At 62.9% G+C, this 23,453-nt stretch carries 27 protein-coding genes and 1 tRNA gene; 16 read left to right on the forward strand and 12 right to left on the reverse strand.

Features of this window, described 5'->3' with window-relative positions; genetic code table 11:
• The 8 genes from VKT51_01410 to VKT51_01445 all read left to right on the forward strand — a co-directional run.
• Positions 1-729 (forward strand): polyprenol monophosphomannose synthase (locus VKT51_01410; protein HLJ82817.1); only part of this gene is annotated, 729 nt, incomplete at its 5' end.
• Positions 726-1,574 carry an acetyl-CoA carboxylase, carboxyltransferase subunit beta gene (gene accD / locus VKT51_01415; GenBank protein ID HLJ82818.1) on the forward strand — a complete coding sequence of 283 codons (849 nt, stop codon included), beginning with the start codon at positions 726-728 and terminating at the stop codon, positions 1,572-1,574. The genes VKT51_01410 and accD, both read left to right, overlap by 4 nt.
• Complete coding sequence (locus VKT51_01420) at positions 1,571-2,545, forward strand: acetyl-CoA carboxylase carboxyltransferase subunit alpha (GenBank protein HLJ82819.1); 975 nt, start codon at positions 1,571-1,573, stop codon at positions 2,543-2,545. The genes accD and VKT51_01420 overlap by 4 nt, the downstream gene beginning before the upstream one ends.
• A complete protein-coding gene (locus tag VKT51_01425) occupies positions 2,532-2,921 on the forward strand; it encodes a septum formation initiator family protein (GenBank protein ID HLJ82820.1) in 390 nt (129 codons plus the stop codon). The genes VKT51_01420 and VKT51_01425 overlap by 14 nt, the downstream gene beginning before the upstream one ends.
• A 6-nt stretch (positions 2,922-2,927) precedes the next feature.
• Complete coding sequence (locus VKT51_01430; GenBank protein ID HLJ82821.1) at positions 2,928-3,269, forward strand: hypothetical protein; 342 nt, start codon at positions 2,928-2,930, stop codon at positions 3,267-3,269.
• Between the two features lie 34 nt (positions 3,270-3,303).
• Positions 3,304-4,170 carry a MurR/RpiR family transcriptional regulator gene (locus tag VKT51_01435; protein ID HLJ82822.1) on the forward strand — a complete coding sequence of 289 codons (867 nt, stop codon included), beginning with the start codon at positions 3,304-3,306 and terminating at the stop codon, positions 4,168-4,170.
• Positions 4,171-4,180: 10 nt separating this feature from the next.
• On the forward strand, positions 4,181-5,101 hold the full coding sequence (locus tag VKT51_01440; GenBank protein ID HLJ82823.1) for a hypothetical protein: 921 nt from the start codon (positions 4,181-4,183) through the stop codon (positions 5,099-5,101).
• Positions 5,102-5,125: 24 nt separating this feature from the next.
• Entirely contained in the window at positions 5,126-5,695 is a 570-nt protein-coding gene (locus tag VKT51_01445; GenBank protein ID HLJ82824.1) for a DUF4126 domain-containing protein, read from the forward strand.
• 45 nt (positions 5,696-5,740) lie between these two features.
• Here VKT51_01445 and VKT51_01450 read toward each other — a convergent pair whose 3' ends face one another.
• Positions 5,741-7,174 (reverse strand): hypothetical protein, encoded by a 1,434-nt coding sequence (locus VKT51_01450; protein HLJ82825.1) that lies wholly within the window; start codon positions 7,172-7,174, stop codon positions 5,741-5,743.
• Positions 7,175-7,307: 133 nt separating this feature from the next.
• Between VKT51_01450 and VKT51_01455 the strand changes: the two genes are divergently transcribed.
• Positions 7,308-8,648, forward strand: a complete 1,341-nt coding sequence (locus tag VKT51_01455) for an alkaline phosphatase family protein (GenBank protein HLJ82826.1) — start codon at positions 7,308-7,310, stop codon at positions 8,646-8,648.
• Between the two features lie 63 nt (positions 8,649-8,711).
• Here VKT51_01455 and VKT51_01460 read toward each other — a convergent pair whose 3' ends face one another.
• The gene (locus VKT51_01460; protein HLJ82827.1) at positions 8,712-8,984 is read right to left on the reverse strand and encodes a hypothetical protein; all 273 of its coding nucleotides are present in this window, start codon (positions 8,982-8,984) and stop codon (positions 8,712-8,714) included.
• A gap of 128 nt (positions 8,985-9,112) precedes the next feature.
• On the opposite strand from VKT51_01460, the gene VKT51_01465 reads away from it, so the two are divergent.
• Positions 9,113-9,853 (forward strand): LamG domain-containing protein, encoded by a 741-nt coding sequence (locus tag VKT51_01465; GenBank protein ID HLJ82828.1) that lies wholly within the window; start codon positions 9,113-9,115, stop codon positions 9,851-9,853.
• A gap of 6 nt (positions 9,854-9,859) precedes the next feature.
• Here the strand turns inward: VKT51_01465 and VKT51_01470 are convergent, their stop codons facing one another.
• From VKT51_01470 to VKT51_01485, 4 genes are all read right to left on the reverse strand, one after another.
• Entirely contained in the window at positions 9,860-10,294 is a 435-nt protein-coding gene (locus VKT51_01470) for a hypothetical protein (GenBank protein HLJ82829.1), read from the reverse strand.
• A 28-nt stretch (positions 10,295-10,322) separates the two neighbouring features.
• A tRNA-Leu gene (locus VKT51_01475) sits at positions 10,323-10,406 on the reverse strand.
• Between the two features lie 81 nt (positions 10,407-10,487).
• The gene (locus tag VKT51_01480) at positions 10,488-11,774 is read right to left on the reverse strand and encodes a sensor domain-containing diguanylate cyclase (protein ID HLJ82830.1); all 1,287 of its coding nucleotides are present in this window, start codon (positions 11,772-11,774) and stop codon (positions 10,488-10,490) included.
• Between the two features lie 54 nt (positions 11,775-11,828).
• The gene (locus tag VKT51_01485) at positions 11,829-12,410 is read right to left on the reverse strand and encodes a hypothetical protein (protein ID HLJ82831.1); all 582 of its coding nucleotides are present in this window, start codon (positions 12,408-12,410) and stop codon (positions 11,829-11,831) included.
• 229 nt (positions 12,411-12,639) lie between these two features.
• On the opposite strand from VKT51_01485, the gene VKT51_01490 reads away from it, so the two are divergent.
• The 5 genes from VKT51_01490 (at position 12,640) to VKT51_01510 (ending at position 17,718) form a co-directional block, all read left to right on the forward strand.
• Positions 12,640-13,251 (forward strand): response regulator, encoded by a 612-nt coding sequence (locus VKT51_01490; protein ID HLJ82832.1) that lies wholly within the window; start codon positions 12,640-12,642, stop codon positions 13,249-13,251.
• Positions 13,252-13,369: 118 nt separating this feature from the next.
• Positions 13,370-14,161, forward strand: a complete 792-nt coding sequence (locus VKT51_01495; GenBank protein ID HLJ82833.1) for an electron transfer flavoprotein subunit beta/FixA family protein — start codon at positions 13,370-13,372, stop codon at positions 14,159-14,161.
• 7 nt (positions 14,162-14,168) lie between these two features.
• Complete coding sequence (locus tag VKT51_01500) at positions 14,169-15,146, forward strand: electron transfer flavoprotein subunit alpha/FixB family protein (protein HLJ82834.1); 978 nt, start codon at positions 14,169-14,171, stop codon at positions 15,144-15,146.
• 6 nt (positions 15,147-15,152) lie between these two features.
• The gene (locus VKT51_01505) at positions 15,153-16,655 is read left to right on the forward strand and encodes a tetratricopeptide repeat protein (GenBank protein ID HLJ82835.1); all 1,503 of its coding nucleotides are present in this window, start codon (positions 15,153-15,155) and stop codon (positions 16,653-16,655) included.
• A gap of 31 nt (positions 16,656-16,686) precedes the next feature.
• On the forward strand, positions 16,687-17,718 hold the full coding sequence (locus tag VKT51_01510; GenBank protein HLJ82836.1) for a histone deacetylase: 1,032 nt from the start codon (positions 16,687-16,689) through the stop codon (positions 17,716-17,718).
• A gap of 18 nt (positions 17,719-17,736) precedes the next feature.
• Here VKT51_01510 and VKT51_01515 read toward each other — a convergent pair whose 3' ends face one another.
• The 3 genes from VKT51_01515 to VKT51_01525 all read right to left on the reverse strand — a co-directional run bounded on the left by VKT51_01515 (position 17,737) and on the right by VKT51_01525 (position 19,985).
• Complete coding sequence (locus VKT51_01515; protein ID HLJ82837.1) at positions 17,737-18,765, reverse strand: sigma-E factor regulatory protein RseB domain-containing protein; 1,029 nt, start codon at positions 18,763-18,765, stop codon at positions 17,737-17,739.
• Positions 18,766-18,778: 13 nt separating this feature from the next.
• Complete coding sequence (locus VKT51_01520; GenBank protein ID HLJ82838.1) at positions 18,779-19,264, reverse strand: zf-HC2 domain-containing protein; 486 nt, start codon at positions 19,262-19,264, stop codon at positions 18,779-18,781.
• A gap of 145 nt (positions 19,265-19,409) precedes the next feature.
• Positions 19,410-19,985, reverse strand: coding sequence for a sigma-70 family RNA polymerase sigma factor (locus VKT51_01525; GenBank protein HLJ82839.1), 576 nt, complete (start codon positions 19,983-19,985; stop codon positions 19,410-19,412).
• Between the two features lie 87 nt (positions 19,986-20,072).
• On the opposite strand from VKT51_01525, the gene VKT51_01530 reads away from it, so the two are divergent.
• Positions 20,073-20,618 carry a hypothetical protein gene (locus tag VKT51_01530; GenBank protein HLJ82840.1) on the forward strand — a complete coding sequence of 182 codons (546 nt, stop codon included), beginning with the start codon at positions 20,073-20,075 and terminating at the stop codon, positions 20,616-20,618.
• A gap of 381 nt (positions 20,619-20,999) precedes the next feature.
• Here the strand turns inward: VKT51_01530 and VKT51_01535 are convergent, their stop codons facing one another.
• From VKT51_01535 to VKT51_01545, 3 genes are all read right to left on the reverse strand, one after another.
• A complete protein-coding gene (locus VKT51_01535; protein ID HLJ82841.1) occupies positions 21,000-21,857 on the reverse strand; it encodes a bifunctional 5,10-methylenetetrahydrofolate dehydrogenase/5,10-methenyltetrahydrofolate cyclohydrolase in 858 nt (285 codons plus the stop codon).
• Positions 21,857-22,495, reverse strand: a complete 639-nt coding sequence (locus VKT51_01540; GenBank protein HLJ82842.1) for a cyclodeaminase/cyclohydrolase family protein — start codon at positions 22,493-22,495, stop codon at positions 21,857-21,859. The genes VKT51_01535 and VKT51_01540 overlap by 1 nt, the downstream gene beginning before the upstream one ends.
• A gap of 66 nt (positions 22,496-22,561) precedes the next feature.
• Positions 22,562-23,453, reverse strand: an 892-nt coding sequence (locus tag VKT51_01545) for a copper amine oxidase N-terminal domain-containing protein (GenBank protein HLJ82843.1), incomplete at its 5' end; no start/stop codon positions are given.

Consider the following 23,453-nt stretch of genomic DNA (forward strand, 5'->3'; position numbering starts at 1 on the left):
GTCGTCATCCCAACCTATAATGAAGCGGGCGGCATAGAAAAGCTCATAGCCGCTCTCGCCGGCGTATTCTCTCAGGCAGGCATAAACGGCGAGATCGTCATCGTCGACGACAACTCACCGGACGGTACCGGGGCGATCGTGGATTCTCTCGCGGAACGGTATCCGTGCCGCTGCGTCCATCGCGCGGGCAAGCTTGGATTGGCCTCGGCGGTCATCGATGGCTGGAAGACCTGTACGTCGGAGATCCTCGGCGTCATGGACGGAGATTTCAGTCACGACATGCAGATCGTGCCGCAGTTGGTCGAAGCGCTTACAAGCGGCGGCTATCAACTCGCGATCGGGAGCCGCTACGTCCGCGGCGGCGGGATAACGAATTGGCCGTGGCGTCGGCGCGTGACGTCGCGCGTTGCGATCATGCTCGCACAACCGCTCACTCCGATCAGAGACATCACGTCCGGCTTCCTGTTTTTCCGGCGCGAAGTGATCGACGGCATCACGCTCGATCCGATCGGTTTCAAGATCGGTCTCGAGGTCGTGATGAAAGGTAACTACGAAAAAGCCAAGGAAATTCCGTATGTTTTCACCGACCGCACGCACGGAAAGAGCAAGCTCAACAGCGGCGAGATCGTCAACTACTTGAAGCAACTATCGAAACTGTATTTCGGCGGGGGCCGGCACAAGCGTGCGCCCAAACCGGATCCGAGAAGGGGCGAGAGTAGCAACGCGTGACACCGACCGCGAACTGGCTGAAACGGCGCACGACCAAGCCCGAGGGCGCGACAGACCCCTTATGGGAGGTCTGCCCCGGCTGCAAAGAGCGTCTCTATAAGAAGGATCTTGTCGAGCAGCTGCGCGTCTGTCCGAAGTGCGGCCACCATCTCCGCATGGGCGCGCTCGACCGCATCGCGCTGCTGGCCGATGGCGACTTCGAAGAGATCGGCGCCAACTTGATCACGGGCGATCCCCTGCAATGGACCGACCGCATTTCCTACACGCAGAAATCCTCCAACGATCGCGCGAAGTCGGGATTGCTCGAAGGCGTCGTCGCGGGTTTTTGCGCGATCGACGGAGTGCAGACCGGTCTTGCCGTCATGGACTTCGCGTTCCGGGGCGGCACGATGGGCAGCGTTGTCGGCGAGAAGGTCACGCTCTTGCTCGAAGAGTCGGCGCGACGCCGGCTTCCCGCGGTCATCGTCTGCGCATCCGGCGGCGCCCGGATGGAAGAAGGCATGATCGCCCTGATGCAAATGGCGAAGACGAGTGCGGCGGTACAACGATTCGGCCAACTCGGTCTCCCATACGTCTCCGTGCTGACCGACCCCACGACCGGCGGGGTCTCCGCCTCGTTTGGTTTCCAAGGCGATGTCATCATCGCCGAACACGGCGCGGCGATCGGCTTCGCAGGCCGGCGCGTCATCGATCAGACGATCCGCCAGAAACTGCCGGAAGGTTTCCAATCCGCCGAGTTCTTGCTCGAGCACGGTCAGGTCGACGTGGTCGTACGGCGAAACGAGTTGAAGAGCGCGCTCGGCCGCGTCCTGCGCTTCATGACGGCCAAAGCGGTGCCCGCTTGAACGTCATCGTCGAACTCGAAAAGCCCCTCACCGAGCTGGAAGGCAAGATCGCCGACCTCAAAAAGCTCAATGAGTCGGGCAGGGTGGATCTCTCCAGCCAGATCCGGGCGCTCGAAGACAAAGCAAGGCAGCTGCGCGTCGAGATCTTCTCCAATCTCACACCGTGGCAGCGCGTGCACCTGGCCCGTCACCCAAAGCGCCCTCTTGCCCTTGACTACATCGGAGAGTTGGACGGTTTCACCGAACTCCACGGTGACCGGGTCTTCGGCGACGACACCGCGCTCGTCGCCGGTTTCGCGTATTTGGGTCGCACGCCGGTCTTCGTGCTCGGCCAACAGAAGGGCCGCGACACCAAAGAAAACCTCTATCGCAATTTCGGCATGCCGCACCCTGAAGGCTATCGCAAGGCCCAACGAGTCATGCATCTCGCGGAGAAATTCAACCGCCCGATCGTCACCTTCGTCGATACACCGGGCGCCTATCCAGGCATCGGCGCCGAGGAACGGGGCCAATCGGAGGCGATTGCCGCGTCGCTCGCGCTCCTATCCGGCCTGCATGTGCCGATAATTGTGAATGTGATCGGTGAAGGCGGAAGCGGCGGCGCATTGGCGATCGGGATCGGCGACCACGTGACCATGCTCCAGCATGCGGTCTACTCAGTCGCATCGCCCGAACCGGCTGCCACGATCCTCTGGCGTGACGCTTCGAAAGCTGAAGAAGCGGCGGCGCGCCTGCGCCTTACGTCGGACGATCTGTTCGAATTCGGCATCGTCGACGAAGTGATCGTCGAGCCGGTCGGCGGCGCGCACCGCGACCCAGCCGCCGTGGTTCGGCACGTCCTGGAAGCCGACGCGCGCGCGTTGGCAAAGCTTTCGAAGCTGTCGGGCGACGAGCTGCTCGACCGGCGCTACGAGAAATACCGCAAGATCGGTTCGCATTCCGAGGTCGAGCATGACCGTGCGGCGCGGTAGTCTCGGTTTCAAGGCGCTGCGCCTCGTCCGAGCGCCGCTTCGCGCATCGGGCGGACGATGGCGGGAAGCGGTTTCAAATTTCGCAGTGATCTCGATGCGCTGCGCGATGGCCGCCGTCATCGTCGCGGTTCTCGGCGCGAGCGGCTTGCAGGCGTGGCGCGTCGGCGCGCAATCGTACGACCTGCACAAGCAGATCGTCGCCGTTGAACGTCACGAAGCCGAATTGACATCGTCGGAGACGGCGTTGCAGACGCAGATCAAAGATCTCCACGATCCCGAATATCTTGTACCGCTCATCCACGAGCAGCTCGGACTCGTGAAGCCGCACGAAGTGTTCATCGTCGTGCGGACGCAAACGCCTCCCGCGAACAGATAACAAAGCGTGGAGCCGATCCGGGGAACCGTTGTTCAGACGGGAAGATTCGGCGCCGTGGTCCGGCTTGAAGATGGCCGAGTGGCGGGTGTGGATGCGGCGTCTCCGGGATTCGCCGCTCTGCGGAATGCGTGCGCGCAGACGCGCCGCCCGACGCTCGAGTTCGTCATCGTCGAGGAGCGCGCGGGGCGTCCGCCGGTCGTAGCCGTGGCGAGCACCGCGCTTGAAGAGTCATTCGAGCGCAAGATCGCGGACTATCTCCGCCAGACCGCCGAGTGGGATCCGCGTGGATCGGCGTCGGATCTGCGGCGCGAAAAAGTGAACAGATACGCGCGCAAACGCCGCCCATAGGGGGCGTGAACGGCAAAGGCCAACCTTCTCAAGCATGGCGCGCGTCGACCCAGTCAGCATCCCTGGGTGTTTCATCCGCATAGACGGAGTCTATACGTCGCTGCGCACGGCCGAAAAGCGCGTTGCTGATTACATAAGAGACCATCCTGAAGAGCTGATCCACCTCACGGTGACGGAGCTGGCCGAAGCGACCGACACGAGCGAGTCCACGGTGGTCCGGCTGTGTCAGAAACTCGGCTATAAAGGGTATCAAGAATTCAAGATCATGCTGGCGCGCGATCTCGTGGCGCCGGCCGACACCATATTTGAAGCGATCACACCGCACGACTCGATCAGCCAGCTCAAATCCAAGGTGTTCCAGGCGAACATCCAGGCGCTGAAAGATACGATCGAAGTGCTCGACGATGCGAGCCTGCAGCGCGCCGCTGATGCGATCGGACGCGCCCGCCGGATGGACATCTACGGCGTGGGAGGTTCGTCGTCGATCGCGTACGATGCGTACCACAAGTTCCATCGCATCGGCATCACGTGCTTTGCCATGTCGGACGCCGACTTTCTCGCGACATCCGCCGCGCTGCTCGGTTCTGACGATGTCGCGCTCGGGATCTCGCACACCGGAAGCAGCCGCGACGTCGTCGAGGCGCTGCGCATGGCGAAGGAATCCGGCGCGACTACCATCTGCGTCACGCACAATGCCACGTCGCCGATAACGCGCGTCTCCGACATCACGCTGTTCACGGCGGCGCGCGAGACCGCATTTTCCAGCGATGCCATGACGAGCCGCCTTGCGCAGCTCTCCATCCTCGACACCGTTTACCTCGCGGTGGCGCTGAGCCGCTATGACCGTTCGCTCGGTCTCATCCAAAAGACGCGACAGGCTTCCGCGGCCAAGCGCTACTGACCCAGGCGCGATGAGTGAGGTACGCTGCGCCGTCATCTCCATCGGCACAAACTCGACACGGCTGCTGATCGCAAGCGTCGCGGGCGGCGTGCTCGTTCCGGAATATCACGAATCGCGCGGCACACGACTGGGCCAAGGATTGACTCCATCCGCCCCGCTTTCGCCGCCCGCTGCAGAACGGACCCTGGCGGCTGTGGCGGACTATGCGCGGCTCAGTCATGGCGTCGATCGAACGTATCTCATCGGCACATGTGCGCTTCGCGACGCATCGGACGCCGATCGACTCGCCGCGCATGCGAGCGAGCTTGTCCGCGTACCACTTGCAGTGTTGACGGGCGACGAAGAGGCGCGCGCTTCGTTCGAGGGCGCGCAGTATGGACTTGCTGCGGCCGGCCTTTTGACCGGCAACGCCATGACCGTTCTTGACATCGGCGGAGGGAGCGTCGAGTTCGCGCGGCGCGACAAACCGGATTCGACGCCCGCAACGGCGTCACTCGCGTTGGGCGCCGTGGCGCTAACCGAGCGATTTCTGCGTGGCGATCCACCGACCGCGGACGAAGTGACGCGCTGCCGAGGCGCGATCCGGTTGGGATTGAGAAGCCTTCGCGAAAGCTTGCGACCGAGCGGCACGATCGTCGCAGTAGGCGGCACAGCGACGACCGTCGCCGAGATGCTGCAAGCCGACTGGTCGGGCGACGTGGCGAAGATCTCGCGCGGTGATCTGTCGGATGTGACGCGTCTCGTCGCCAATGCCACGGTCGCGCAGCGCCGGTGTATGCACGGCGTTCCCGAGCAGCGCGCGGACATCGTCTGCGCCGGCCTTTTGGTGCTGGACGAGGTCGCCGTTTCGTCTGGGACGAGCGAGATATTCGTCACGCGCACCGATCTTCTCGTCGGATACCTGCTCATGCAGACCGGAAGGGTGGCATAGCGGGTCGCGTGAACGCGACGCACCATGGACGCGACGACCGAATACGCACTGGCATACGCGCTCACGACGACGGCGGGCATTCGGGCGTTTCTCGCGCTGCTCGCAGCCGCGATCGCCGCGCACGTCGGATGGATTCACCTCACGAATTCCTTCGCGTGGCTCGGCTCGACGAGCTCGATCGTCGTTCTAGCGATTTTCGCGCTGCTGGAAATACTGGGCGATAAGATACCGGTCGTTGACCACGTGCTGCACCTGATCTACTTCGTCCTACGGCCGGCGGCCGCCGCGATTCTCGTCGCCGGCACGGTGCACACGCCGAGCTATGCCGAGCTCGTGACTCTGATGGTTGTGGGAGCGCTCAACGCGTTCGTCGTCCACGGCTCCATCGCGACCGTTCGGGCTGCAAGCACCGCAACGACGCTTGGCGTCGTCAATCCCGGGCTCAGCGCGGTCGAAGATGTCGTGGCCGTCGGCGGGGGCGCCGCTGCGATCGCGTTTCCGATAGCCGCGGCGGTGATCGCACTCATCTTCGTCATCGCGCTCGTGCTTGTCGTGCGCCGCGTGACGACCGTCGGCCGGCCGTCCTATCGGTGATTTCGCCTGCTCACTGTTGGGCAAGCATCGCCTGCCCTTGGTTCGTTATTGAACCGCGCCGGCGCAGCCGTGCTTCGCGACCGTGAGCAAGACACCGGAGGACGGGGCAAGCGTGAGCTTCGCGGAGTGCCGGACCGCGCCGGTCGCAACGTCCGTGTAGACGGTTTGCGGCAGTTTCACCGTATACGGCGTCGTGCTGCTCGTATTCACCGCCGAAAGCCCAAACGAGAACTGACGGAAATATGCGAGTCGCCCGAGCCCGTGGTATGACGGCCCGCCATACATCTCGGCGCACGGTGCACCGATCGCGGCCTTATACTGGTCGAAGTAGTGCTCGAAACCATATTCGCCGTACGGCGCGGTGAAGACAACCGCCGCCTGTTCTTTGGCCATGACGTACGTCGACAAGACATAGTCGAGCTGCGCGTTTGTCACGCTCGTCTCGTTTTGCCACTCGTTGACGTCCATGAATCCTTTGCCGAGGCCTTGCGCGTAGCGCGCCCACGCGACGGTGTTGTTGAATTCGGCGTCTGAGCTGTACTTGCCGTACCGCGCGAAACCGCTCTCATCGAAGAGCACGTCGAGATCTGCAACGAGTTGCTGCTCGTTGGGATCGCCAAGAGTGATGTCGGCGGGGACGTTGTTCCCCCAAATACCAAGCGATCGCGGTTGTCCGTGCAGGTAGGTCCGCGCCGTGGAGAGGTACGACAACATGGCGTTGGCCCATGCCGAATCAACGGTATGACCGGAGAACTTCTGCGTCCACGTGGGCACGCCGCCGACATTGGCGAAGACGCCGCACCCGTGCTGGCCGTCCTGCGTGCCGCCGGTGTCGTTGTTCAGCGAGACGAGATCAAGCCCGACCGCAGAGTAGCCGTTCTGCTCCGCGTACCCGCCGACAAGATTTAAGAGATAGTTGATCACGTCAGGGTTTGTGATGTCGAGCGGTACGCTTGTCAAACCCGAGACGAATGCAACCGTCGACCTATCGCACTCATACAGGATCCAGTCCGGATGGTTGGCCTGCCACCAACTGAGCGGATGACCAAGATTGCCGAACAGTGAGACGGATGCGTCGGTGCCGACCGGAAGATACATGCTGATCGGAAGCGTGGGATTGTTCGTGCGCCACGCTTGCACCATTTGCGGGCTATTGGAACCCCAGAGAGCGGCGTAGAGCGGACCGTCCTGCATGGCCTGCTCTTGGGAGATGCCGCCTTTGTTCTTATGGTTGTCGAAAATCTGAACCGGGTAGATTCCGCTCCAGGTATCTTGGATATATTGGCTTTCGGCGGGCGGTGTCTCGGTGGCCATGGGCGAGACGGTCGACCGCTGGAAGTCTCCGGTATTCGGCGCGTACGCCTGCGTGGGTTGCGGCGCGACGCCGCCGCCCGCAAAACCATTGCCGCCGCACGCGGCGAGCGCGGAAACGAATCCGACCCCAATTATCGTTACCGCGATGCTAAAGGTGCCGCGCATGTTGGTCCTCATCCATGTGTCCCGCCCAGACCGTCAAATTTGACGACAGCATTTCGGCTCCTTGAGCCAAGCGCCCCATGCCAGTAGGTCGTTCCTCGCTCTCATTACCCAGTCAGTGGGGTCCGCGAATCGGATGAAAAAAAGACTTGAGGCGGCTCTTCTCTGTACGCTTGGATTCGCAGCAGTGTGTCTGGCCGGCTGCGGAAGTTCGGCCGCCCCCGGTCCGGGGCAGCAGCCGACACCGAATCCTAGTCCCGTCACGCCGATCCAGCATATCGTCCTCATCATCCAAGAAAATCGGACGCCTGACGATCTCTTTCAGGGACTGCCGGGCGCCGACATCGCCTCGAGCGGGCGAAATTCGAAAGGCCGCATCATCAAGCTCGCCCCGCTTTCGCTGAAAGCGCCGGTTGGATTTGGGCACTCCCATGCCGATTTCGTGTTCGCGTACGACCACGGCCATATGGACGGATTCGATCTCGAATCCGAGTCGTGCGGTGACCCGCCATGTCCCGACAACGGCGAATATGCCTACGTACCGCGATCGGAAGTCGGTCCGTATTTTTCGATGGCCGAACAATATACGTTTGCCGACCACATGTTTCAGACGAATCAGGGTCCGAGCTTTCCGGCGCACCAGTATCTCATCGCCGGCACGTCACAGCCCGCCGTCGGCAGCGACCTGCTTGCCGCCGAAAATCCGGAAACGCCGGATCATGCGACGATCGGCGGCTGCGACGCGCCCGCCGGCACGCTCGTCAAGTTGATCGATCCGGCCGGCGACGAAAACTCGTCGATGTTCCCGTGCTTCGAACATCCGACGCTCATCGATCTGCTGGACGCGCACGGCGTCTCGTGGCGCTATTACGCGCCGAGCACGAGCTCGATCTGGACGGGGCCGAACTCCATACGGCATCTCCGGTTCGGACGAGATTGGCGCGACATCTCGATTCCGGAGACCAACGTCCTGAACGATATCGCGGCCGGCCAGCTGCGCGATGTATCGTGGGTGATCCCCGACGCCTTGACGTCTGACCATCCGCAATCTACCGATGGCAGCGGTCCGTCGTGGGTTGCCTCGGTCGTGAACGCTATCGGTCAGAGTCAATATTGGAACGATACAGCGATCTTCGTGCTGTGGGATGATTGGGGCGGCTTTTACGATCACGTCCGCCCGGCGAATATTTTCGATTCCTACGAATTGGGTTTTCGCGTACCGCTCATCGTCGTATCACCGTATGCCAAACCAGCGCATATCTCAACAGTCGATCACGAATTCGGCAGCATCTTACGTTATATCGAGGAAGACTACAATCTTGGGTCCCTTGGATACACCGATGAGCGGTCCGACGACCTGAGCGATTGCTTTGATTATTTGCAGACCCCGCTCAAGTTCCACAAGATCCAAGCGCCGCTCGACCGTGCGTATTTCTTGCGGCCGGGCGCAGTGCACGGTCCGCCGGATACCGAGTGACGGACGCCGAAGGCGTCCGAATCGAACGGTGACGGAAGAGCCGTTCCGCCACCGTTCGTGAACTTATCTGACGATCGTGGTCGAGTCGGTGCGGTTGCGAGAGGCCATCGCTATGAGCGCGATGACGATCACGACGACGACGGCCGCGATGATCCAACCGGTAGGCGTCATAAACGTCGTCGTGGAGGTCGTCGTGCTCGTGCTCGTGGACGTGTTCGTGCCGGTGGTCGCCGTCGTATCAGGCGCCTGATTCTGAGTCGTGGTCGTTGTCGTGTTCGAGGTGTCGGTCGTCGCCTGAGCAGCGGGGTCTGCGAGGGCGATCAAATAGGCGGGCATCTTTTCTCCTCCTTCGCGCGCGCGGCGGCGATTCTGCATCGGCGCCGCGGATGACTAGGCTAGTTGTTCCCCCGATCTAGCATTTATAAACCACTTCTCGCTCAAGGAAGGTAAGGAATCGCAATCTTATGCTCAAGCACCTTAGGTTTTTTGCCGCGATAGCGGCGGTCGCCGTGATGACCTCGCCGGCCGCCGCAACGATGGGCGGCAGGCATCGGTTCGTCGCGACCATGATGTCGACCAAGCCAATCGCGTACTTCAGGCTCGAGTCGACGCAGGGCACGAGCGAAGTCGGCTCCGCGACTTTCGCTTCCGTAGGTGGTGCGACATCAGCCCAGGACTGCGCGCCGATCGGTGTCCGAGGCAATAAGTGCCTCGCGCTGAACGGCTCCGACGCCTATGTGAAGACGACCCAACTCGGGGGCATCGCCGCCGCTGCGAGCATCATGGCTTGGGTTGACCTAAGCGCCCTGCCGTCGAAGGCCGGCCACATCTTCTACGTCGCCGGAGAATCACACTACGGCAACGATCTCGATCTGCAGTTCGAGACCGACGACGTCCTTCGGTTCTATACGGCCGGCGGAAGCAACGTCGCATATACCGCCGACCCCAAGACGTTGCTTCAGACCTGGCACATGGTCGTTGCGACGGTCGACACCGTTTCCGGAGAGCGCGATATCTATTGGGATGGCAAATTAGCAGCTCACGATTCCGGAGGTGGGGAGCCGACGAAGACCAGCGCGTTCTCGATCGGATACACGACGGTCTTTCCCGGCCGCTGGTTCTCGGGCGCTATCGACGAAGTGGCGCTCTGGGATCGCGCGTTGAGCGCGGCGACGGTCTCTGATCTTTACTCTTCGACGAAGTGATGCCGGTTACGTGACGCGGAACGTGCCCGCGTCGATTCCCTCGCGGATGCGGCCGGCTAGGACGGCCGCATCGCTTTCGTGCCTTCTTTTCGCGCTGCCGCCCGCGCCGCGCAGGCTGCCTCGCTCGGCCGTAAGACGACATAGTCGAACGGCTTTTCCTTGAGCAGCGCGCGCGCCGTCGAGAAACCAGGGCGGAATGGTGAAATCCACGATCACCTCGTAGCCGTCGCGCTCGATGTGCCTCGCCGCCGCCAACATCGCTCGCATGATCATCACCATGCGTTTTGGTAATCCCTGAGTCTGCGGACTCTTGATGATGAACGACCAGAATGCGTCGCCTTCGATGTGAGCGAAGGCATCCGGCGACGACTTGATCAGCTCGCGCGCCACCGCAGTCTTGCCGGCCGCAACCGGACCCGAGAGAATCACGATCGATCCCACTCACGAACCTCGTACGGCCGATTGCAACTGGGCACGGTGGGGGTCGAACCCACACGACCTTACGGTCCCGGGATTTTAAGTCCCGTGCGTCTGCCGGTTTCGCCACGCGCCCAACAGCGCGGAATTAGCGCGACGATTTGAACGGACCTTTGGGATGGGCAAGCGATGCTTGCCCTACTACGAGACGGCGCGGTTAGGGAATGTGCGGGATCTCGCTCGATGCGAACTGCACGTTGTTTCGGCCGCACTGTTTGGCGGCATACATCGCCGCGTCCGCGCGCTGGATGAGCGCCTGAGCCGTATCGCCGTCGCGCGGAAACAGGCTCGCGCCGATGCTGCAGGTGATCGGAAGCGGAATATCTCCGAGCACGAACGGTTCGGCAAAAGCGCTCAAAATGCGCGACGCGACCATTGCGACGTCGTCCGCGTGCGCGACGTCATCGAGTGCGACGATGAATTCATCGCCGCCGAGTCGAGCGACAGTGTCGCCCGGGCGGATGGCCGCGGTCAGCCGCGCGGCTATCGCTTTCAACAGATCGTCACCCGCCGCATGACCGCGTGTGTCGTTGACCGTCTTGAAATGATCGACGTCGATAAAAAGCAGCGCCGAGCATCGGCCCCGTCTGCGCACGCGGGCGATCGATTGCGCGAGGCGGTCCATGAGCAGTATGCGGTTCGGCAACGCCGTGAGCGCATCGTGATGCGCAAGAAACGCGAGCCGATCTTCGGCCGCTTTGCGTTCCGAAACATCGAGCGCGATCCCCATCGTGCCAACCGTCACGCCCGCGTCGTCGCGCAGCGGTTCGACGTGCACATCATATGTGCGCGCCGCGAAATCGGCGAAATGATTACCGGCGCGCCCTTCCAGCGCTTCAACGTGCGTGATCATGTTCTCCGGCTCAGAGTCGATGCCGACGAGCGCATCCGTCAATTGTCGCCCGATGAGGGCGCTCGGTGAAAGACCGGCCCGAGTCAATCCGGAGCCGACGATCGAAGTGATGCGCAAGCGCTCATCGGTGGACCAGACGATTGCGGGTATCTGCGCCATGAAGAGCTGAAGGCGCGTTTGCGCCTCACCGAGCGCCAGTTGCGCTCGCCGGCGAAGCGTGATATCGCGAAACGCGAGCGCGATGCCGCCACGGCATGGAAATGCGCAGCCCTCGATCCACTTGTCGTATTCTGCGAAGTATTCGGTGAACGTCGGCGAGGCGTTTTCTCGGAAGGCGCGCCGGCACGCCTCCGAAAAGCGCGATCGCGCATCGGACGGTAAGCACGAGCGCAAGTCTCGACCGACGAGCGAACTGGGCGCTGCGGCCAGCATGGTGTTCGCCGCGTCGTTTGCCTCGGTGATCCGACCGGTCGAGTCGGTCACGACCAGGCCCTGGCCGAGGTGACCTAACACCTCGCCGGCGGCCGGCGTGCGGCTACGGTCGTCCAGGCCTTTAGGCGGCGGACGCTTTGGGCTGCGGAATACGCTCACGAATAGATTATACGCGACCGGGGGCGGTGATAGGGGTTACATGATGCCGGCATATTAAGGAGTAATTTTCAGGATGCGATCGCCGCGCAGCTCGGCCGTCCAGAAGCTTATGCCGTCGTCGGCTAGCGAAGCGAGCGAGGCACCGAGCGATTGGACGACATCCGGCGCAGCCGCCCCCGGCGCGAGAATCGCAAGACTTGAAACACCCCTTTCCGGACGGACGTTGAGCCAGAGCGTCGCGCCACGCCAGGTGAACCCCGTCACTTCCCAAGGCAGATCGATCATGTGCTTCACGGAGCCGTCGGCATGGAGTTGGAGGACGCGCTTCTCGTAACGCTGGCTGAGCCAAAGATGACCGCCGTCATAAGCTAGGTGAGAGCCGGTCGCATCCGGGCATCTGATGGATTGTTTTTCCCAGGCGGATTGCGCGATGTCGAACCGATGAATGCTTCGATCATCGGAATCAGCGCGACCTATCACCGCGCACAATCGGTCCTCGACAAACGTCATGCCGTATACGCGGCCGGGCGCCGGATGCGACGCGCGGATAGCAAGGTCCTGATCAAGCTCGAGAATGGCCGAGGATTCCCAATCACCGGCCCAAAGCCTCGGTCCATCAAATGCGAGACCGATCACGCCTGAAGCGGGCTTCTGTAGCTGGGACAAAATCATAAGACGACGAGCTCCGCAACTTTGGTGCGCTCCGGCAGGCGCTTCACCCGTCGTGGGAAAATGCTCGGCCTCTACCGGTTGCGTAGGCCGATTCTGTCGGTCCGCTCCATCAAAGTGTCGAGGGTCCCACAAGGATTCCTCCATAGGCTGCGTTGCTTGCATGCGAGATTCTTCCGACCGACCGCTGAAGTACATGTCCATCGCCACAGACCTGCTCACCCGCATCGAAAAGGGCGAATGGCCCATCGGCCGCCAGCTGCCATCGACGATCGCGTTGGCTAAACAGTACGGCGTCGCGCTTATGACCGTCCGCCAAGCGCTCGGAATTCTCTCGCAACGCGGCGTGGTGGAACCGCGCCAGGGCGCCGGCACGTTTATCGCCGGTGACCGGTCGCGAAACGGAATGCGCGCACGCACGCCGGCGGTGCTCGTGATCGAGGATGATGATACGCTGCGCTCCGTCGCGGCTGCCGCACTACGCGAATCCGGCTACCACGTAGACCTCGCGAAGAACGGCGGCGAAGCGCTGCTTCGATTGGAAGAGCGCGACGACTACGATGCGATCGTGCTCGATCTGCGTCTGCCCGACACCGATGGATTCGAGATCATCGACTACATCAAAGCGAATCGCCCGGCGGTGCGCGTCATCGTCGCGAGCGGCTACATCGATAACGATGACGTGTTACGGGCAGCTGAGCGTTGGCCCCTGATGATGCTGCGGAAGCCGTATTCCGCAGACGACCTTCGCGATCGTCTCAACGCGCTCGTCGGCCGCGGCGTCCCCGAGGCGCAAGCTCCCGTTTAGCAAGGGCGCGTGAGGCGCAAGCGAGAAGCCAAGCCTGTTTGTCGGTCTTGAGGCGATAAGGCGCAGACGCGCCGATCGCCCGCGGGCCGCATTGACGTTTAGCGGAGTAACGCAGCGTTTGAAAATCGTCGTCACGGTCAAACAAGTGCCCGATACGAACGCCGAAAAGTCGTTCGATGCGGCCACGAACCGTCTCAACCGGTCCAACGTTGAAAACGTTCTGAACCCGTTTGATGAATACGCCGTCGAGGAAGGCCTTCGTCTGAAAGAAGCGTTGGGCGGCGACACGACCGTGACGATCGTCTCGGTCGCGCCGGAAAGCGGACGCGAAGTCGTGCGCAAGGCGCTTGCCATGGGGGCCGATTCCGGTGCTCTGCTCTCCGATGCGGCGTGCGCCGGCGGCGATTCTATGGCGACCGCGTATGCGCTCTCGCTCGCGGTGAAATCGATCGGCTTCGACCTCGTGCTCACCGGCACGCAAAGCACCGACGCGATCTGCGGCGTCGTTCCGGCGGCCCTCGCGGAATATCTCGGCATCCCGTGTCTCACGTTTGCGAAGAAGCTGACGGTGGCGGATGGTGCGATAGAGGTGCACCGAGAGACGGAGACCGGTTATCTGCGCATGCGCGCTCCATTGCCCGCGCTCGTTTCGGTGACCAAGAGCGCGAACGAACCGCGCTATCCGTCGCTCAAAGGCATCATGGGCGCAAAGAAAAAGGAGATCGCCGCACTGACGCTCTCCGGTCTGAACGGTGCAGCGGACCGCGCCGGCGAGGCGGGCAGCCGTACGAAGGTGCTCGCCACCTCAGCCGTCGGTGCCCGGCCGAAGGGCACGGTCATCCAAGCGCCCGACGGTGATGAAGGCGCACGCGCCATCCTCGATTTCCTCGTCGCCAAGAAGGCGATCTGACGCCGCCATGTCAGCCGTCATCATCTACGTCGAACATCAAGCCGGAGCGCTGCGCCGCATCGGTTTGGAGATGGCCACAAAAGGCGCGGACATCGCGAAATCGCTCGGAGTTCCGTCATTGGCGGTCGTTCTCGGAGCCGATGCGGACAAAGCCGTCGAGCAGCTCAAGCAGACGCCCGTCGATATCATCGCGGTCGGCGAAAAGGTTCAGATCGAAAAGATCGGCCTCGACCCGGCCGTCGACGCTCTCGCCGCGCTCTTGAGCGAGCACGGAGCGTCGCATGTCCTATTACCCTCGAGCAACGCCGGCAAGGACATCGCCGGCCGATTGGGTGCACGTCTGCGGCTCGGCGTCATAACCGAGGTGACGGACCTTACCGTCGGTGAGAACGGACTCGTGGCGCAGTCGCCGAAATTCGGCGGATCGGTTACTGCTTCGATTTCGTTTAAGGATTCAGAATGCGGGATCGTTCTCTGCCGGCCCAACTCGTTCGCAGCGCGCAAGGAAGCGGGCAAAGGCGAAGTCATCGCGCTCGCGCCGCCTGTCTGCGCCGATCGCGGGGTCGTCATCGAGGAGAGTGTCACGCAGGAAGCCGGTGCCGTGGGTGTCGACGAAGCGGGCATTGTGGTTTCCGGCGGGCGCGGTCTCGGGGGACCGGAGCATTTTGACATCATCGAAGGGCTTGCGTCCGCGCTCGGCGGCGCGGTCGGTGCTTCGCGCGCCGCGGTGGATGCCGGGTGGATCTCGCACGGCCACCAGGTCGGGCAGACGGGCAAGAGCGTCTCTCCGTCGCTCTACATCGCGTGCGGCATATCCGGCGCGATCCAACATAAAGTGGGCATGCGCAGCTCGGGCACGATCGTCGCGATCAACAAAGATGCGAACGCCCCGATCTTCGAGTTCTGCGATTTCGGCGTCGTCGGCGACATCTTCAAGGTCGTGCCGGCGCTGACACAACTAGTCAAAGAACGAAAGGGCGCTTAAAGTCACATGCGCCGTCTGATACCGGCGATAGCCGCCGCCTTTCTCATCACCGCCGGGTTCGCGGCGAGCGGCGTGCTCGTACCTGCGGACTCGACGGCGTACGCGCGCCCGAAAGCGCCAAAGCCGACGCCAAGTCCGTCGCCGACGGGTTCTCCCACGCCCACACCGCAGCAACGCATCGCCACGCTGCGGCAAACCGTGAAAGATAATCCAAACGATCGCGAGTCGCATGCCGAACTCGGGCAATTGCTCGTGGAACAAGGCGATCCAGCCGGCGGCCGCGACGAGCTTGAGACCGCCGTCGGCCTCGGCGCGGAAGACGAACGCATCTGGTTTTATCTGGGCAGCGCGGACCTCGCGTTGAATGACCCGTCGGACGCGGCGCTGCAATTCGAACGAGCGGAGAACGACGATCCGAGCAATGTCGCGGTGCTCGCAAATCTTGTGGACGTGTATCTCCAGCTCAATCGGCTCGACGACGCAGGACGCGTGGCCAAACGTGCGATCGCGTTGCACCCCGACCAGTCATTCGGGTACGAGTCGCTCGGCACGGTCGAATTGAACCGCAACCAATTCGACGCCGGCCGGAAAGATCTGCTCAAGGCGCTCTCGATCGATCCAAAAGACGATCGGGCAAAGCTTCTCATGGGTAAATCGTACATCGCCGACAAGAAGCCGAACTACGATCTCGCGATCACGCAGTTCGATGCAGTGCTCGCCGACGACCCGAAGAATGTTGAAGCGCTCCTTGCGAAGTCCGACGCGCTGTCCGGCAAAGGCGACGTGGCAGGCGCGGTGGCGGTCTTGCAATCAATCGTGAAGCTGCACCCGGAATCGGTCGAGTTCGAAGACGACATCGCGCAGACGTATCTGTCGCACAATATGGTGCAGCAGGCGCGCGACGCGTTCGCTCAGGCGATCAAAGACCACCCGAAAGATGCCGAGCCGTTCGCGCTGCAGGCAGAATACGACAACTCAAAGCATAACGGCACGCTCGCGTCACAGGAATTCGAGAAGGCGATAGCGCTCGAGCCCGGCAACCCTCGTCTGCTCTTCGACTATGGCCGCATGCTGTTGGTCGACATGAATCAGCCGGCGAAAGCGCAGGACATCTTCTCGCGGCTCGTGTCCGCAAACCCGAACGACCCCGAAGCCGTGTTCTATCTCGGCCAGGCGTACGCGGCCGGCAGTCAATGGGCGCAGGCGCGCGACGAGTATATCCGATCGTTCGGCTTGGCCAAGACATACACGACGCTCTTCAATCTGGGGCTTTCGTACTTCGAGCTCAAAGACTATAAGAATGCGCGCGCGGCGTTCGAAGCGCTTGCGATCAACCAAGATCCAAAGCATCCCGATGCGCAGCTCTGGTACGTGTTAGGCGACACGTACCGGCTCATGGGCGATAAACGCAACGCCATCGTCGCGTTCAAGCGATTCCTCGTCTACTATCCAAAAGGTCCGGCGGCCACGAAGGCGCACGCATACCTGAAGGCGCTCGGCGCGACGTAACCGCAGCAGCGGCGAGGAGACGCACGGGCCGATGCGGATAACGCTTGCGCAGCGCTTCGCCGAGCACCATACGGGCACGCACCACCCGGAGCGGCCAGAACGCATCGAAGCGTTTATCGCCGGGCTCGAAGCGGGCGGATGCCCGCGAACAGATCTCCAGCCGGCGACGCCGGCGCCGTTGCCGGCGATCCTAAGCGTGCACGGCGCGGCATACGTAGCGGGCGTCGAGCGGATATGTCTCGGCCTCGCATCCGATGACATCGCGGAACTGCCGACGGGTGACACGATCGTCTCGCGCTCATCCTACGAGATCGCGCTTGAGGCCGCCGGCGCGGCGCTGACGGCAGCTGAGCAGTCCACCGCGGGCGACCCGACGCTTGCGATCACGCGCCCGCCGGGCCACCATGCGACTCCCGATCGCGGCATGGGATTTTGCATCTTCAACAACATCGCGATCGCCGCGGAACAGATGCGCCGCAACGCTGGTCCGGTCATCGTCGCCGATTTTGACTATCATCACGGCAACGGCACGCAAGCGTGGGTTGAGCGCGAACTTCGTCTGGGTGACGGGCCGCCGATCGGCTTTATCTCTTCGCACGCCTACCCCGCCTATCCGGGCTCCGGTGCGTTCGCTGAGTCGCGGATCGGCGAGAGCGGTTTCATCATCGACGTGCCGCTGCCGCTTTCGACCGTGACCGACGACTTCATCGCGGTCTGGGCGTCGCTGCTGCCGCCGCTCGTGCGCCGATTGCGGCCGGCGGCGCTCCTTGTCTCGGCGGGATTCGACTTTCTCGCCGGCGATCCGATCGCCGGTCTGCCCGTTTCGCTTCGCGCCGTCGATGCGTTATGTGCTCTCTTCGGTTCAGTGGCGAGCGAGAGGGGGATTGCCTTGAGCTTTATCTTCGAGGGCGGCTATTCGCTTGAAAATCTCACCGCGAGCGGCGCCTCGATGGCGCGAACATTCAATGACGGCCAGTCGCGGGCGACGCATGCGCCCGGAGCCGGCGAGCCCGCATCGCCGAAACTGCGCGCAATAGTTCGTGAGGTGCTGAGCTGGCTCTAACGGAAGGAAAGATCGAGGCTACTGTTTTATGCTCGCGCCGACCGCCGCCAGTTCTTTCGCGGTGAGGTCACCGACGAGCGTCAAGTTCAACTTTCCAGCGTTCCACGTGACGAGCGTTTCGCCGCCGAAATCAGCTGCGTAGCCGTCTTTACCGCCCACGTCTATTTTTTTCGGCGTCATGCCTTCGAACGTCGGCAGCCGTGCCGTGGCGTTCTCGAAGAGCGAGAAGTCGCGCAACCCGTCGTCGTAGACGATCTGCAACGTCTGGATGCCGTCGTGCACGCTCACGGAATCGTGGTCGAGGGTGAAGCCGTCGGGCAACGACGCAGGCCGGGCAATCGAGAATGGCAGCGACGAGGCGAGGGTGGCGTCATCGGTCTCGGCCTTGCCAAACGTCGCGCCCGGCACGAGCCGCATGCCCTGCGGAATGGAGAGATCGAAGAGTTCTTTCGGCAGGGATTTCACGACGCGTACGTTGTCGAAGCTCGACTTCGAAGCGATGGAGCCGTCGGCATGATACGACTCGCGGCGCAAGATGAGATCGGTCTGATCGTCAACCCAGATCCGGCCCACGAGCACGCCTGAGTATTTCGAGGTCAGACTGATCCCGTGCGCGGCGCGGCCGGCCACCGTCGTGGAGGGACCTGACTCGACCCGGTAGTTGCGCTCGACGCGCGCAGCGTCGATGGACTCTGCGAGCGGCGGAGCGCTCGCAGACCATTCGTCCGAATACACGGTGTTGGTGCTCGCCTCGTATTGATACGTCACCTTTTCGTTGCTGATGATCAGCCGGCCGTACGCGTCGACGGGCGCTACATACCAGATACGCCATGCCGAAGGGGCGTTGTGGTCCAATCGCACGACGGTCGAATCCACGCGGTCACGACCGTAGACGATGGTGGTCATCGTGCCGGAATACGACACGGAGTCGTCCGCGGTGACCGCTTTGTGCAGGATGTCTATCGCCGAAGGCTGTGGAGCAGCAGCCGCGGCCGACACGATGAGAACAGAAGCTGCCGCGGCCGCGAACGGGCGCGCAAGCAACACTCCAAGACCAGCGCTAGGGCTGGCTTTGCGCATTGTCGTTGGCCGATGTCAGGACGTATTCCGACCAGGCGCGATCTGAGACCGGCGACCCCATCGTCTGGGCGACGTGTTCCCGCAGATAGTATCCGGTCGAGAAGCTCGGCTGCGGTTGGGCGTACTGGCCGACGCGCACGACTCCCACGGTGAGCACCGCGATGACCGCCGCGAGCGGAATAGCGAGTCGCGGCCGGAGCAGCGCTCTGATACGCTCCGCAAACGATGGCGACTCGGTCGCCTGTCCATGCATCGCCAAGCGCACGCCGGCGAGCACAGACGTCGGCATATCCAGTTCGTCGGCAAATGCGCGGCGCAGGGTTTCGCCCAGCTGCACTTCATGCTGATACTGCGACGCGCAGGACGCGCACGTCTTGATGTGGCTATACACGGCAGCGTCGGTCGCCGCATCAAGCTCATGATGCACGTAGTCGACGAGCAGAGGCTGGCAAGCTGAGCAGTTCATCGGGGTTGGTCCTTGGCGGTGAGGGGTGCGCGGCAAATGCCGGGGACGAAGATTTCGCCGCACCCCGGTCGTCCATATAACGATTCGACCGAGCAAAGCGTTTCGCACTTCGGCCAGACCGCTCGGCGTTCCGGGACGCGGAACATCATTCTGACGGTACCTGTTCGCGGGCGGCGAGGACGTTCTTGCGAAGCTGCTCGCGCGCCCGGTGCAATCGGGATCGGACGGTGCCGATCGAGCAGCCGGCGATGTCGGCTATCTCCTGATACGAGTACTCGTCGATATCTGCGAGCACGACGACGACCCGCTGATCATATGAAAGGCCGCTCAGTGCGCGCTCCATCACAGGCGAAAGTTGGCGGTCGTGCAGCGTCGCGATCGGGTCGTGCGCCGAGTCGGCGAGCGGCCGCGACTGCGGTTGATTGTCTTCCGGCAGCGGTTCGACGAAGACGCCTTTGCGACGCCGCAATTCGTCGCGATGAAGATTGGTGACGATGCGGTAGATCCATGAGAGAAACGACGTGCCTTCGCGAAAACTGTGCCACGCGCGGAATACTCGGATGAAGGCCTCTTGCGCGAGATCGCGCGCGTCAGCTTCATTTCCGGTGAGGCGATACGCGAAGTTGTAGGTCTGCTTGCCATACGTCGCCATAGCCTGCTCGACGAACGAGATCTGCTCGGGCGTAGGCGCTGTGATTGGCGAGCGCGGGCGCGCGGTCATCGGGCGGTGACTTTGCCGCCGCGCAGCGGCAATACCTTGCCTCAGGCCGGCAGGACCGTTTCCGAGTATCGAGTAACTGCAAACGCTGTGATCGAACGCCGCCTGCCCGACGACCCAAATGAAACCGTCCGCCTGATCGTATCGCTCCTCGTCCGCTATCCCGAGCTTTCGCGAATCTCGATCGATTCACGCGCGCGGTCGATCGCGTTTTTCTTCATCGTCAAAGGCACGATCAGCGACGCGGAGCGAGCCGCTTTCGACGGCGCCGTTCGCCGGCACGTCGACGCGTTTCACCGGCTCGACCGGCGCGCGGGCGTCAAGATCGACATCGCTTGGACGGGACTCGACGGGATCACGATCGTCGAGGTGTGCCGCGATACGCGAACCGTCGCGCGCGAGGAGCTCGGCGTCGTCGTCGCTCTGCTCACCGAAGCGTTCGGCGAACGGGTTGTCGCGAATCCGCCGGCAGAAGGCGACGATGAATTTTCAGCTCACGAAGAAGCGGTCGGCAATGCGTTCGACGCGCTGCGCCGCGGCAAGCAGAAGAAGAGCCTCGTGGGTTTTCGCGACGACCGCCGCGTGCTCGTCTGCTTCGCACGCGATGGCCGCGCCCTAAAAGCCGACCTCCGCTAACACTCGCTCCAAAAACGGATTTTCCGAAGGGGCCGACGCTAGTCGGCCCTCGTCTATCAACCCGAAACGAACTACTGAAAGGGCCGACTACTGAAGGGGCCGACGCTAGTCGGCCCACGTCTATCAACGGCGTCACTCGAGTTCGACGGCCTCGCCGTCTCACACGCCCCGGCTTTTGAAACCGCCGGTGATGCCGTGACGGTGCTGGCGACCGGCAATGACCGCACGGCTCGCCTAAGCGAGGCGTTGAACGAGGAGCGGAGCCACGGATGGCGAGAGCGACGAAGTGAACCGAACGACAGAGCGAGCTGGATGCGGAGCGAAGGAGAGTCCTCGCGTGGCGAGCCGTTCGGTCAATAAGTCGCCGTATCGGCGAGAGTATCAGCGTGCAGGGTGGAGAGATTCCGCGGCGGTCACGATGTTGCGGAGAAGCACGGCGGTCGTGACCGGACCGACACCGCCCGGTACGGGGGTCACGCCTGCGGCGACTTCCGCTACGCTGTCAAAATCAGCGTCGCCGCACAGCCTGCCGTCCACGACATTCGTGCCGACGTCGATGACGACGGCGCCGTGGCGGACCATGTCGCCTGTGAGAAAGCGTGGTTTGCCGACCGCGAGAACGATGATGTCGGAGGCGCGCGTCACGGCGGCGATGTCCTTCGTCCGTGAATGACAGACGGTGACCGTCGCGTCGGCGGCGATCAAGAGATGCGCCACAGGTCGACCGACGACCGCTGAGCGCCCGATGACCACTGCGCGAAGCCCGGCCAAGCGCTTCGCCGGCGGCTCGCGCAAGATTTCGAGTACCGCCGACGCTGTTGCCGGCGCGATCGTCGCATAGCCGAGCGATAGGAGACCCTGATCGAACGGACTTGCGCAGTCGATATCTTTTCGCGGATCGATCGCTTCGACCAGTCGGCGCTCGTCCAGGTTGCGCGGCAACGGACGTTGGAGCATCACGCCATGGACGGTCGGCTCGTCGATGATCCGATGCACGATCGCGAGCGCGCCCGACGTGTCGGCTCCGGCACCTATCGGCACGATCTCGACTTGGATCCCTGCTTCGGCGCCTGCTCGGCGCGCCGTCTGCGCGTACAGCGTGCCCGCGTCATCTCCTTCGACGACCATGACGACGCACTTGGGCGCGACACCGCGGGCTTGCAGCGCTTCGGCGCGCTGTTTCACATCCGCGCGGATGCGCAAAGCGATCGGCCTGCCGTCGAGCCGAACCGCCGGCATCAGTCGCCGCCGGCGATGAGCGCGTTCACCTTACCGAGAACCACCTCGGCTTGGATGTCCACTTGCGCCAAGGCGGCGCGCGCGCGCGAGGTCAGCGCCGCGGCCGTCGCCCGGTCTTTGAGCGACCGCGCGTTGATCTCGACGTTGAACGCCGCGCCCTGCGCGGCCGCCAGGGCGAATGCGGCGGCGCAGCCGAGGTCGCTGACCGCATTCGGCGTGCCAAAATCTACGAGTTCGGCCGCGAGCCCGCACGTGCGCTCCGCGAGTTCGACGACGCGCAGCGGGGGCTCGGCGGCACCGGCGAGCGCGCGCTGAATCGCGGCGCTGCGCTCCGCTTTTTGCGCTTCATCGGACCGCGGCATCTTGTAGGCTGCGCTCACCTTGTCAAAGGCGACGACGTCCTCATCCACGCACGCGAGCAGTTCGCGGGCGACCGCAACGGCGAGAGCACCGAGCGATGTGGCGCGCGGCGCGACGTCGGCGAATTTGGGCGAACCAGCGGTGAGTTCGGCGACCATGCGTACGAGCCCAGCGGCGAGCGCCGCCACTGCGGCGGCCGCGCTTCCGCCGCCCGGCGTCGGATCAGCGGAAGCAAGTTTGCGCGTGTAGTCCGTTAACGATAGCGAAGCGAGCGACATGCATACTCCAAGTCGCCGCTCCGCTTTGCGCCCGAACAGAGTGAACCCTGTCCGAACACGATTGTCCTAGCTGTTGAGGTTCAGCGTCACCGTGGCCGAGCTTGAGTTCTGTTTGCTCGCAGTTATGCGCACCGTCACAGCGCCGCCGCCGGTCACCTGGATCGTGACGACTTGTGAGAACGCGCCGGTGCTGTCTGCAGTGAGATCGGCCGCGTAGCTGCCGGACGGCACGCGGAATACGCCGCCGTAGAGCGCGACGCTCGCCGCGACGATGTGGATGTGCGACCCCGGAAGCGCCGTGCCGGCGACGGTGAACGTGCCGCCGACCGTAGCGCCCTGTGCCGGCGTGGACACGTTCACGTAGTTCTGGGCCGTGCTCGTGCCTGACGTGAAGCTCCAGCTCTGCGAGAACGTCGCGCCTGCCGCACTCGTGCCTTCCACTTTGACCGTGTGCGATTGTGCCGCGAGCGAATACGGAGGCGTGAAGAGCACATCCGTCGGTGAGATCGCCGTCGCACTCGTCACGTCTCGGTCATCGAGCAGCACTTTGACCGAGTTTGGGTCGACGCTTTGCGAGAAGGTCGCAGAGATGGCCGGTTTATTCGATTGCACCACGCCCTGATCGGCCGGATTCAGGTTCGTCAACGTCACAGCGGCTGCAGTCGCGCCCGGCGAACCGCTGGTGATCGTGACGGTATCGCTATCAGACGCATAGTCGACCGCGGCGCCAAGCGCCTGCGAGATAAATCGCAGCGGTACGAGCGTGCGTGATCCCACCAAGAACGGCGCGACATCGAGCGTTTGGGGCTGTCCGTTCACCACGGCAGTCGTCGAGCCGATGGTGAGCGAGATGGTCCTGCCGTTTCCGGTAGCATTGATCTTGCCGTTATCGTAAACGACGCTCGCACCGAGGCGTTCGAAGACGCCGCGGAGAGGTACGAATACACTGCCCGACCGT

This window comes from Candidatus Eremiobacteraceae bacterium (assembly GCA_035295225.1).
GTDB lineage: Bacteria > Vulcanimicrobiota > Vulcanimicrobiia > Eremiobacterales > Eremiobacteraceae > JABCYQ01.

Excerpts from the sequence above, each read along its gene's own strand:
- VKT51_01520 (HLJ82838.1), bottom strand. The coding sequence starts at position 19,264 with ATGAACTGCTCAGCTTGCCAGCCTCTGCTCGTCGACTACGTGCATCAT.
- VKT51_01490 (HLJ82832.1), top strand. The coding sequence starts at position 12,640 with ATGTCCATCGCCACAGACCTGCTCACCCGCATCGAAAAGGGCGAATGG.
- VKT51_01500 (HLJ82834.1), top strand. The coding sequence starts at position 14,169 with ATGTCAGCCGTCATCATCTACGTCGAACATCAAGCCGGAGCGCTGCGC.
- VKT51_01465 (HLJ82828.1), top strand. The coding sequence starts at position 9,113 with ATGCTCAAGCACCTTAGGTTTTTTGCCGCGATAGCGGCGGTCGCCGTG.
- VKT51_01435 (HLJ82822.1), top strand. The coding sequence starts at position 3,304 with ATGGCGCGCGTCGACCCAGTCAGCATCCCTGGGTGTTTCATCCGCATA.
- VKT51_01540 (HLJ82842.1), bottom strand. The coding sequence starts at position 22,495 with ATGTCGCTCGCTTCGCTATCGTTAACGGACTACACGCGCAAACTTGCT.
- VKT51_01535 (HLJ82841.1), bottom strand. The coding sequence starts at position 21,857 with ATGCCGGCGGTTCGGCTCGACGGCAGGCCGATCGCTTTGCGCATCCGC.
- VKT51_01450 (HLJ82825.1), bottom strand. The coding sequence starts at position 7,174 with ATGCGCGGCACCTTTAGCATCGCGGTAACGATAATTGGGGTCGGATTC.
- VKT51_01455 (HLJ82826.1), top strand. The coding sequence starts at position 7,308 with ATGAAAAAAAGACTTGAGGCGGCTCTTCTCTGTACGCTTGGATTCGCA.
- VKT51_01440 (HLJ82823.1), top strand. The coding sequence starts at position 4,181 with ATGAGTGAGGTACGCTGCGCCGTCATCTCCATCGGCACAAACTCGACA.
- VKT51_01505 (HLJ82835.1), top strand. The coding sequence starts at position 15,153 with ATGCGCCGTCTGATACCGGCGATAGCCGCCGCCTTTCTCATCACCGCC.
- VKT51_01445 (HLJ82824.1), top strand. The coding sequence starts at position 5,126 with ATGGACGCGACGACCGAATACGCACTGGCATACGCGCTCACGACGACG.
- VKT51_01525 (HLJ82839.1), bottom strand. The coding sequence starts at position 19,985 with ATGACCGCGCGCCCGCGCTCGCCAATCACAGCGCCTACGCCCGAGCAG.
- VKT51_01510 (HLJ82836.1), top strand. The coding sequence starts at position 16,687 with ATGCGGATAACGCTTGCGCAGCGCTTCGCCGAGCACCATACGGGCACG.
- VKT51_01460 (HLJ82827.1), bottom strand. The coding sequence starts at position 8,984 with ATGCCCGCCTATTTGATCGCCCTCGCAGACCCCGCTGCTCAGGCGACG.